Here is a 10,519-nt window from a genome sequence, read left to right as displayed (position 1 = left end):
AAATTGTCCTCCTATAACTAAGAATAGATATAACTAAAATAGCACGGATTGAAAAAGTTTTCCACAGATTACGATAAAAAAGGTTAGAAAAAAATACTTTTCCACAAAACGGGATAAAAGAAAAAAGGAAATGCACATGTTCGAAAATGCACTATCCACAGGTAGAAAAAGAATGTGCATAACTAGAAAAAAATCTCTCTTATCCACAGATCTATGTGAAGATTACGCCTTGATAATACTAGGTTTTAGGGCAGTTATCAACAGCTGGAAAAGCGATTGTGGAAAACTTTTCTACAGGCTGTTTGTTTGTGGAAAAAGTCAAAATAACTCTGGGGAAAAAGTTATCCACAAAAATTAGCTGTAAACAGTAAACCCACACAAATCAAGGGAATTGTGGATAAAGAATGGTCGATTTTGAGCAAACTTCTTATTGACAAACTAGTACTTGACTCGTTATACTATCAAAGTATGTCTGTGCGCATAAGCATTATCCTGATGGAGGTGGAAATAAATGAAAAGAACGTATCAACCAAATAAACGTAAACGTCAAAAAGTTCACGGATTCCGTAAACGTATGAGTACAAAAAATGGACGTCGTGTTTTAGCTAGCCGTCGTCGTAAAGGCAGAAAGGTTATTTCTGCGTAAGCCACTGAATGCCAGTGGTTTTTTTTTATGCCGTTTTTGCGGAATATAGTGTCTGACTTTTGGCAAATATGGTATTATTGACAGGTGAGTGGTTACGGATTCAATCCGTTTCGCGAAGCTTAATTGAAAGAAGTGAAGGAACCGAAGATGAGAAAATCCTATCGAGTAAAAACAGAGCAAGATTTTCAAAAAGTTTTTCAGGCAGGAAATTCTTTTGCAAATCGGAAGTTCGTGGTGTATGTCTTACCTAAAGAGCAATCACATTTTCGAGTTGGTTTATCTGTAGGAAAAAAAGTCGGTAATGCAGTGAAGCGAAATGAGGTCAAACGCAAGATTCGTGCGAGCTTAACGGAAATGAAGCCGCGAATCGAACCAGCGATCGATTTTATTGTGATCGCCCGTCCAAGTATCGCCACTTGTTCCTCAAAGGAAATCTACTCGAATTTAGAGCATGTCTTAAAGCTTGCCAAAATTATTCATTAATGGAAAGGAATTAGTTACGTGAAAAAAGGGAAACGCGTCTTACTATTTTTGGGAGTTCTCTCATTAGTAGTTGTCTTATCTGCCTGCGGTGCAACAGGTGAAGTAAATGCACAAAGTACCGGTCTATGGGATCGTTACATCGTTTATTATTTTGCAGAGGCGATCAAAGCCCTCTCCTTCGGCAATGCCGGGATCGGGATCATCCTCTTTACATTGATCATCCGGGTCATTTTGATGCCGTTGATGCACTTTCAAACCAAAAGCATGCGCAAAACGCAAGAATTACAACCGAAGCTAAAAGCGCTGCAGCAGCAATATGCGTCAAAAGATACAGAAACACAAAGCAAGTTAAAAGAAGAAACACAACGTTTGTATGCGGAAAACAATGTCAATCCCTATGCAGGCTGTCTACCATTATTGGTACAAATGCCGATTTTGATGGCCTTGTGGCAATCGATCTCACGGGTTCCTGCTCTGCAAGAAGGAAAATTCTTATGGCTGCAGCTGGGTGATCGTGACCCATACTTCATCTTGCCGATTTTAGCGGCGCTCTTTACTTTTGCAAGTACCTACTTATCAAGTATGAGCCAAGTGGAATCAAATGCGAGTTTGAAAATCATGAATTTCGCTATGCCGATGATGATCTTACTGATGGGGATCAACATTGCCAGCGGTCTTTCCTTGTACTGGGTTGTTTCTAATGCATTCCAAGTCTTGCAAACAATGATCTTAAATAACCCATTCAAGATTCGCCAAGAAAGAGAAGAAGCCGCCCGCAAAGAACGCGAGCGTGAACGAGCCCTGAAAAAAGCAATGAGTCCTAAAAAGAAACGGAAAAAATAAGAGGAGGTTGCACTGCAATGCCGATTTATGAAAATCTGACAGTAGCTGAAGCAATTCAAGAGGGATTGCAAGTCCTTGGTATCACCAAAGATCAAGCAGTAATCGAAGTCCTGGATGAAGGAAAAAAAGGCTTCTTGGGGCTGGGAAAAAAACAAGCACGGGTCTCCATTGAAAAACGAATCGTTGAAGAACCGGCACCCGTTGAAGAAGTACCAGCAAAACCGCTGGTAGAACCAGATCCTGTGACGACAGAGGATGCAAGCAGTGTGATGGAGGCGGCCGCGAGCGAACCTGTTTTGCTGACGGATCTTTCAGATGAGGAAGCACTAGCTCAGTTGGGACTCTATCTGACAAATATTTCAAAAGCATTGAATGCACCTGCCTTAGTAAAAACCGCTCGTCAAGACGGCGTGATCGTCTTTCATTTAGAAACGCAAAAACAAGGTATTTTAATTGGGAAGCACGGCAAAACCTTGAATGCACTGCAATATTTGGCGCAAGTTTACATTCACCGCATCGCGAAAAACAAATTATCGATCGTTGTGAATGTCGGGGATTACCGTGAAAAACGTCAAGCGATCTTAGAACGTTTGGCCAGTCGTACTGCTGAAAAAGTCAAACGAACTGGTCGCCCGGTCTTTTTAGAGCCGATGCCGGCGTTTGAAAGAAAGCAGATTCATTCCGTATTGAGTAAAGATGCGTATGTTCAAACTCATTCTGAAGGGGATGAACCGTATCGCTACTTAGTAGTGGAACCTGCGGACAAACGAATTTAATGAAAAAAGGGAAAGGCGCTCTGACAAGCCTTTCCCTTTTTTGATGGGAAAAAGCGATTGACAACAAATTTAAAACCAAGTATCCTTGACTAGAAATCATTCTTATCAAAGTCAACATACGTTACGTAGGTCAGCCTTTGGTATCAAAAAAGAGTCCGTATGCCGCGGACTCTTTTTTGTATTTTTTTTGATGATAGAGGGAATTAGCCGCCGATGGTTGATTGAGTAAATTGAACCACCGTACCATAGGCAAAGATCTCAAGATAGGTTTTGTCGCCTTCGACGATGCGATCGTGTTCGAAATGACAGTTGATCACCGCGTTCGCGCCATAGCTGTGGGCGGTTTCTTTTAAGCGATAAGTCACATCTGCCAAAAGGTCGTTCAAGTTCACAGATGTATCAAATAGATCTACTTCGATTTTGTCTGCCGCAAAGACGATATCCCGCACGACATAAGGCCGATTCACGTTTCCTGTCGATAAAATGATTTCTTTAATGCGGGCAGCACTGTTTGATGATTTGATGGTTTCCATAATAGATCCCTCTTTTCTTATTCTTTGCTTTTATTTTAAAGGTTTTTGCGGACAGATGCAAAATTTAAAAGTTTTTGAAGGAAGCTTGCGACTCGCGCAAAAATGTGCTAATCTATTTCCAGAATTTAATTGACAAGCAGTCAAAGTGCTAAGTCTACTCGTTTTTATTGATTTTCAATCAATTTGACGGGTGGAGTGGGCACTTTTTTTATGTGAAAAAATAGGAGGAGCATGCAACATGGCGAATATTACGCAAGAATTTGATACGATTGCCGCAATTTCCACCCCGCCAGGCGAAGGGGCCATCAGTATTGTGCGATTAAGCGGGGAAGAAGCAATCGCAATTGCGGATCGGATTTTTCAAGCAGGCACTAAAACCCTCGCCCAAGTCCCTAGTCATACGATTCATTATGGTCATATCGTGGACCCAGAAGAAAACCGTTTGATGGATGAAGTGATGCTTTCAGTGATGAAAAAGCCGCGGACCTTTACCCGAGAAGATGTCGTTGAGATCAACTGTCACGGCGGGATCGTTGTCGTCAATCAACTCTTGCAACTGGTTTTACGACAAGGCGCACGTTTGGCTGAGCCGGGGGAATTCACGAAGCGGGCCTTTTTAAATGGACGGGTTGATCTTTCTCAAGCCGAGGCGGTGATGGACCTGATTCGTGCTAAGACCGATAAGGCGATGAATCTCGCTGTCAATCAGCTGGATGGCAATCTTTCCCACTTGATTCGGACCTTACGCCAAGAGATCTTAGAGACGTTGGCGCAAGTTGAAGTGAATATCGATTACCCTGAATACGATGATGTGGAAGAATTGACGACCCGCTTATTGTTAGAAAAGGCCACGATGGTCAAAGGGCAGATCCAAGCCTTATTAGCAACTGCCCAACAAGGAAAAATTTTGCGAGAAGGCCTGAGTACTGCGATCATCGGTCGGCCGAATGTCGGTAAATCCAGCTTATTGAACCATTTATTAAGGGAAGAAAAAGCCATCGTGACAGACATTGCCGGCACCACCCGAGATGTCATTGAAGAGTATGTCAATGTTCGCGGGGTACCGTTGAAACTGATCGATACGGCTGGTATCCGCGAAACGGAAGATGTCGTTGAGAAAATCGGGGTCGAACGCAGCCGCAAAGCACTGGCAGAAGCGGAGTTGATTTTGCTGGTTCTCAACCAAAGCGAAGGATTGACCCAGGAAGACAAACAATTGCTGGAGCTGACTGCTGGCAGCCGTCGGATCATCTTATTGAATAAGACCGACCTTGAGCCAAAACTAGCGCCCGCTGAATTAGCGCAGTACGCAGCAGATGAACCGATTTTTTCTGTCTCTGTATTGACCAACGAAGGCTTGGATCAACTGGAACAAGCCATTGCCGATCTATTCTTTGGGGGGAAAACCACCGACAAGGATGCTTCCTATCTTTCTAACACCCGCCACATTGCCTTATTAGAAAATGCCGTTCAGTCGTTGTCTGAGGTCATCCAAGGGATCGAAGCAGGAATGCCTGTCGACTTGGTTCAAATCGATATGACACGCTGCTGGGACTATCTAGGAGAAGTTGTCGGCGACAGTGTCCAAGATGAGTTGATCACCCAATTATTTAGTCAGTTTTGTTTAGGAAAATAAAGAATGCGCCACTGGCGTAAAAAGGAGAACACCATGCAAGAATATCAAGCAGAAAGTTATGACGTGATCGTTGTTGGTGCCGGCCATGCCGGATCAGAAGCTGCCTTAGCAGCCAGCCGAATGGGGGCAAAAACCCTTTTACTGACCATCAACTTAGACATGGTCGCATTCATGCCTTGTAATCCCTCCGTCGGCGGACCAGCAAAAGGCGTCGTGGTGCGCGAAATCGATGCTTTAGGCGGAGAAATGGGCAAAAATATCGATAAAACCTACATCCAAATGCGGATGCTCAATACAGGAAAAGGTCCCGCAGTGCGGGCTTTGCGGGCGCAAGCCGATAAACATGCCTATGCGGCTGAAATGAAACGAACGATCGAAAAAGAAGCCAATCTAACACTGCGCCAAGGGATCGTTGAAAAGCTGATCGTTGAAGAAGGCGAGTGCCGTGGCGTCGTGACATCTACAGGCGCTCGTTACCAAGCCCAAGCTGTAGTGATCACTGCAGGAACAGCGTTGCGAGGGGAGATCATCATTGGAGAGTTGAAGTATTCTTCTGGTCCAAACAACTCCCAGCCATCGATTGGATTAGCCGATCATTTGAAAGAGCTTGGTCTAGAGATCGCTCGTTTTAAAACCGGTACACCACCGCGGGTCAAATCCAGCACCATCAACTATGAGGTAACGGAGATCCAGCCTGGCGATGAACAACCGAATCACTTTAGTTACAGCACACCCGATGAAGCCTACAATCAAAACCAAGAACCTTGCTGGTTGACCTATACGAACGAAGGGACGCACCAAATCATCAACCAGAATTTACATCGGGCGCCGATGTTTACAGGGATCGTCGAAGGGGTAGGTGCCCGTTATTGTCCATCCATCGAAGACAAAATCGTGCGTTTTGCAGACAAATCTCGTCACCAACTATTCTTGGAGCCAGAAGGATTGAACACCGAAGAAGTGTATGTTCAAGGGCTTTCTACTTCTATGCCAGAAGACGTCCAAGTCCAAATGCTGCATTCCATCGCAGGTTTAGAAAAAGCGGAAATGATGCGGACGGGCTACGCCATTGAATATGATGTCGTGGTACCTCATCAATTGCGTCCAACATTAGAAACCAAAGTCATCGAAAACCTCTTTACGGCAGGACAAACCAACGGAACCAGCGGCTATGAAGAAGCGGCCGGTCAAGGCTTGATTGCCGGCATCAATGCCGCTTTGAAAATTCAAGGCAAAGAACCTTTCATTATGAAACGCAGCGACGGTTATATCGGTGTGATGATCGATGATTTGGTGACCAAAGGAACCAATGAACCATACCGTTTATTGACCTCTCGTGCCGAATACCGCTTATTGCTGCGTCATGATAATGCCGATCTGCGTTTGACCGAAGTGGGACATCAAATTGGGCTCGTCCCAGAAGCGCAATACGAAGCATATGTAGCGAAAAAAGAAGCTGTTGAAGCAGAAATCAAACGCTTGTCTAAAATCCGCATCAAACCAACGCCAGAAGTACAAGCATATTTGACTGCCAAAGGGACGGCCACCTTGAAAGATGGCGTTTTAGCAAATGAATTCTTGCGCCGGCCTGAAGTGACGTATGCGGAAATGCTGCAATTTATCGAAGCCAATGAAGCATTGAAGCCAAAAGAGATCGAACAAGTCGAGATCCAAATCAAATACGAAGGTTATATTAAAAAAGCCCTCGAAAAAGTGGAGAAACTCAAACGGATGGAAGCCAAACGCATTCCTGAAAACATCGACTATGCCGCTATCAATGGCTTGGCAACAGAAGCCAAACAAAAACTGCAAAAAATCCAACCCGAAACCATCGCCCAAGCGAGCCGTATCAGCGGAGTAAACCCAGCTGATATTAGTATTTTGATGGTGTATATCGAACAAGGGAAGATTGCAAAGGTTAACTAAAGACGGTTAATATTCTTTGAAAAACCAATTTATAAATGGTAAATACAGTGTCAAAAGCCCGCTACGAGAGTAACTCGCAGCGGGCTTTTTGTGTTAGCAATTGAATTATTCAACTTTTTCAATCGTAGTGGTTCCCCAATTCATGATGTTGCTGAGATGGACATAGCCATCGTACAAATTCAAGAAAATTGAGAAGGCACAGACGATATAGATCAATACATAAAAATTATTGGCCTTTTTGTTACGCCATAAGACAAAGCCATCTAAAATCAAACCTAATGGAAAGAGAAATGAGCCGATTCCAGCTAACAGTAGCAAGAGCAGACTTTCATCTTTTTCCGTTGCCATCGTTCTTTGGAGTAACGACAATTTTTCTTTTTTGTCGTTGATCTCTTGATTATTGGTTTCGATCCGCTCTTTTAACGCTTCGTTTTCCCGCAAGAGCTCATCAATCGAGACTTGATAGAGATCGCTCAACAAAATCAAATTCTCAATATCTGGATAGCCGCGCCCGTTTTCCCATTTTGAAATCGACTGGCGTGAAATCTGTAATTTTTCTGCGACTGCTGTTTGCGACAATCCGGAAGACTCGCGACAGCTTTTTAATTGTTCTGCTAAAGCCAATGTATGCTCCTATCTGCTATTTAACAACTAGCTTCCCATTTGAGATCGTGGTTACGACACTCCCATTGGTAGTGATTATACCTGCTTTTTGCTTAAACGTACAGGTGGCTTTAGTGGACGTGTGAGTTAATGAACTAGAAGTGATACTTCCTCTGTGAGCAACTAAACTTAAATTCGAAGTGCCTGTAAATTGATTGCGGCTATTGACCGTGACATTGTAACTAGCGGTCCAATTACCGGTGGATGTTTTTGACACGCGATACGTTCCTGCTGCCAGATTTGCCCGGAATGACGGCAATTTTTCAATGGTCAAAATCAACTCGTTGCCTTCTTCATCTACGGTGATCAGCTGCTCATAGGGACTATCTGATGCTAAGTCGTAAACGAGTTCAGGTTCTTCCACTGTTTGGGCGGCAGCTGGGAGAGCAAAGAAGAAACAAATAAAAATAAACGGCACAAAAAATAATTTTTTCACAAATACCACTCCTTGTACTTTTGATAGTTTAAGTATACAAGGTTTGGCTAGTTAAAGAAAGCACAAGCTAATTTGCAACGGCAACGGATGGTTTACAGTTGTTGCTAGAGCAGCATTTTATAGGCTTATTTTTTAGGATGTCGAGAAATTTTAAAAGTAATGGTTCATTCAAAAGGTCTTCGTTTTTTAGGTTTCTGACAATGAAACGTTGTTTTTTAAAAGAAACGTTAAAGAAGCGGTTGCTTTAGTTTTAACCAAACCTAGCTGTAAAAGGAAACAAAAAAGCGAAAGAGAAGGTAACGTTTCGCGCCGTTAAAACGACAAACGTAAGACCTCCTTCCACTTTTCTGCGGCCAATTTTATTCTCCTAAATCAATATCCTTTTGATGGTCGCCGTCTTTTTTATAAACGTTCACCACGGATTCTTTATTTTCGGCAATTTCTTTGGCACGGGCGATGGCCTCTGCTTTATTGTCGAAATGATCACTGGCACGTTTTGCTCCTTTGGAACGGACTTGCCATTGGTCCTCTTCATACACAACTTCAACATCCGCATCCATTAATTTTTTCGCATTTTTATTGGTTTGATGGGCATCATCTTTTTGCGGATTTTTCTCTTTCTGAAAAGCTTTCTTCTCCTCTTCATCTGCATTGTCATACCATTTTTCTGCTTGACTCGTGGCGATCGGGATCGCCCGATCGTCGGAATAGCCATCGGCTAGCAGGGCATTGGCGATATCGATCGCTTTTTTACGAACTAAGGGGTCTAGATTCTTCATTGACGCAGGATAATCACGGACATTCCAAGGCATTGTTTGGTTCCTCCTTTTTCTTGATCCAAAGTCATTTTCCTAGGGGTTCCTTTTTACAGGCACCACCAGATATTACTTATTAGTTTACCCCCTTCTATAAAAAAGTGAAATCATTTGCTTTCTGGTCAAAAATGAGGGCACTTTCTTTTTTCATTTTCTAATAAACGAGGATTTATTTTTGTTAACAAAGCGTTATATTTCCCAAAAAAAAATGAATGGTTTAGAATTTTATTATAGAGAAAAGGAGGACGTAAGAATGAGTGAACCTATTTTGACTGATCCACGGGAACTTTATCACACGGGTAAATACAGCAAACAGGAACAAGATACGCCTGCTTTACAAGAAGAAATGCGACCAAAACCTGATTGTGGTGAAGACTCTTATGAGGGAAGTCAGCAGTTAGAAAACCGGCGGGTACTGATTACCGGTGGGGATTCTGGGATCGGACGAGCAGCAGCGATTGCCTTCGCTCGTGAAGGAGCAGACATTGCCCTGCACTTTTTCCCAGGAGAAGAAGAAGATGCCGAAGAAGTTGCAGGGTACATCAAAGAAGCCGGACGCAAAGTGATTTTGCTACCCCATGACCTGCGAGACGAAGCGGCACCACAAGAGATCGTTGACAAAGCGGTAGCAGCATTAGGTGGGTTAGATACATTAGTATTGAACGCAGCACAGCAAATCACGCGGCCATCGATTGCAGAATTACCGATTGAACAAGTGAAAGACACCTTTATGGTAAACATTATCTCAATGTTTGCATTAGTGAAAGCAGCTGAGCCACACTTACCGGCTGGGGGAGCGATCGTGACAACGACTTCTGTCCAAGCCTTTAGTCCAAGCGCCCATTTAATGGATTATGCGGCAACCAAATCGGCGATCGCCAGTTTTACAGTCAGCTTGGCGAAACAATTTGCTGAAAAAGGGATTCGGGTCAATGGGGTAGCCCCAGGACCAATCTGGACACCATTACAGTTAGATCATGGCCAACCGCAAGACAAGCTGCCTGAATTTGGTCAGCAAGCATTACTGGAGCGGGCAGGACAACCAGCTGAGCTGGCACCCGTCTATGTCTTTTTAGCTTCCAATAAAGCTAGCTATGTGACAGCACAGATTTATGGTGTTACCGGCGGAGAAGCCATTAACTTGTAAGCTTATCAAAAAATCGGAGAAAAAGGAGGAGGTGTCCTATGAGTAAAGGGTGGAAAATCGTATCAATCATCGTTTCGTTGATCTTTATCACTGTCTTATTACCAATCGTTTTAATGAGTAATCCTTACATGCAGCTGCCATTTGGTTTGGACAGCAGAGGCAATGTCGTCACGTATTTCTTTGACAACTTGTTTATGCGTCAATATATGTTTTGGGTAGCCGTTGTTTTAATCGCCGTATTCTTGATCGTGATCTTAGTCGTGCTGTTTTATCCAAAAACCAAAACAACCTTTGTTTTGAAAGAGGATAAGGGCGCATTGACGATCGATAAGAAAGCGATCGAAGGACTTGTACGTACGAAAGTAAATGAAAAAGAATTTGTTGAAGGACCAAAAGTTCATGTCAAGGCGACCAAAAATCGAATTTTAATCAAAATCAAAGGCCGCTTGAAACGGACGTCTGCCTTAGTTGGCAAAACCGAAAACTTAATGGCGGAAATCCAACAAGATGTCCAACGAGTGCTTGGCTCAAGTGAAAAAGTCAAAGTCGAAGTCAATTACGCGAATTTTGAACAAAATGAGACTCCGGAAAACCCGCGAGTAGAATAGGAGGGCT

General features: G+C 43.3%; 12 protein-coding genes. 8 read left to right on the top strand and 4 right to left on the bottom strand.

Going from position 1 to position 10,519, the window contains the following annotated elements; all coding sequences use genetic code 11:
• The first annotated feature begins 511 nt into the window (after positions 1–511).
• The 4 genes from rpmH (at position 512) to jag (ending at position 2,748) form a co-directional block, all read left to right on the top strand.
• Positions 512–646 (top strand): 50S ribosomal protein L34, encoded by a 135-nt coding sequence (gene rpmH / locus IGK63_RS16195; protein WP_002356012.1) that lies wholly within the window; start codon positions 512–514, stop codon positions 644–646.
• Positions 647–793: 147 nt separating this feature from the next.
• Positions 794–1,129: a ribonuclease P protein component gene (gene rnpA, locus IGK63_RS16190; RefSeq protein WP_008376940.1), complete on the top strand. Its 336-nt coding sequence runs from the start codon at positions 794–796 to the stop codon at positions 1,127–1,129.
• A gap of 18 nt (positions 1,130–1,147) precedes the next feature.
• Positions 1,148–1,972: a YidC/Oxa1 family membrane protein insertase gene (locus IGK63_RS16185; protein WP_008376942.1), complete on the top strand. Its 825-nt coding sequence runs from the start codon at positions 1,148–1,150 to the stop codon at positions 1,970–1,972.
• Between the two features lie 17 nt (positions 1,973–1,989).
• Positions 1,990–2,748, top strand: a complete 759-nt coding sequence (gene jag, locus IGK63_RS16180) for an RNA-binding cell elongation regulator Jag/EloR (RefSeq protein WP_005232929.1) — start codon at positions 1,990–1,992, stop codon at positions 2,746–2,748.
• Positions 2,749–2,951: 203 nt separating this feature from the next.
• Here the strand turns inward: jag and IGK63_RS16175 are convergent, their stop codons facing one another.
• A complete protein-coding gene (locus tag IGK63_RS16175; RefSeq protein WP_005226284.1) occupies positions 2,952–3,281 on the bottom strand; it encodes a heavy metal-binding domain-containing protein in 330 nt (109 codons plus the stop codon).
• 238 nt (positions 3,282–3,519) lie between these two features.
• Between IGK63_RS16175 and mnmE the strand changes: the two genes are divergently transcribed.
• Positions 3,520–4,917 (top strand): tRNA uridine-5-carboxymethylaminomethyl(34) synthesis GTPase MnmE, encoded by a 1,398-nt coding sequence (gene mnmE, locus IGK63_RS16170; RefSeq protein ID WP_034859087.1) that lies wholly within the window; start codon positions 3,520–3,522, stop codon positions 4,915–4,917.
• A gap of 33 nt (positions 4,918–4,950) precedes the next feature.
• Positions 4,951–6,843, top strand: a complete 1,893-nt coding sequence (gene mnmG / locus IGK63_RS16165; protein ID WP_008376950.1) for a tRNA uridine-5-carboxymethylaminomethyl(34) synthesis enzyme MnmG — start codon at positions 4,951–4,953, stop codon at positions 6,841–6,843.
• A 105-nt stretch (positions 6,844–6,948) separates the two neighbouring features.
• On the opposite strand, the gene IGK63_RS16160 is transcribed toward mnmG, so the two are convergent.
• From IGK63_RS16160 to IGK63_RS16150, 3 genes are all read right to left on the bottom strand, one after another.
• Positions 6,949–7,467: a helix-turn-helix domain-containing protein gene (locus tag IGK63_RS16160; RefSeq protein ID WP_005232932.1), complete on the bottom strand. Its 519-nt coding sequence runs from the start codon at positions 7,465–7,467 to the stop codon at positions 6,949–6,951.
• A 16-nt stretch (positions 7,468–7,483) separates the two neighbouring features.
• Complete coding sequence (locus IGK63_RS16155; RefSeq protein ID WP_005232933.1) at positions 7,484–7,951, bottom strand: DUF5626 family protein; 468 nt, start codon at positions 7,949–7,951, stop codon at positions 7,484–7,486.
• 350 nt (positions 7,952–8,301) lie between these two features.
• Complete coding sequence (locus tag IGK63_RS16150) at positions 8,302–8,754, bottom strand: DUF2188 domain-containing protein (protein ID WP_016611678.1); 453 nt, start codon at positions 8,752–8,754, stop codon at positions 8,302–8,304.
• A gap of 256 nt (positions 8,755–9,010) precedes the next feature.
• Between IGK63_RS16150 and IGK63_RS16145 the strand changes: the two genes are divergently transcribed.
• Positions 9,011–9,904: an SDR family oxidoreductase gene (locus IGK63_RS16145; RefSeq protein WP_034872097.1), complete on the top strand. Its 894-nt coding sequence runs from the start codon at positions 9,011–9,013 to the stop codon at positions 9,902–9,904.
• A gap of 38 nt (positions 9,905–9,942) precedes the next feature.
• Positions 9,943–10,512 (top strand): alkaline shock response membrane anchor protein AmaP, encoded by a 570-nt coding sequence (gene amaP / locus IGK63_RS16140; protein ID WP_005232936.1) that lies wholly within the window; start codon positions 9,943–9,945, stop codon positions 10,510–10,512.
• Positions 10,513–10,519 lie beyond the last annotated feature (7 nt).

This window comes from Enterococcus sp. AZ040 (assembly GCF_050499185.1).
GTDB lineage: Bacteria > Bacillota > Bacilli > Lactobacillales > Enterococcaceae > Enterococcus_D > Enterococcus_D entomosocium.
Note: the sequence above shows the minus strand (reverse complement) of the source record. Positions and strands in the feature narration are given on the sequence as shown.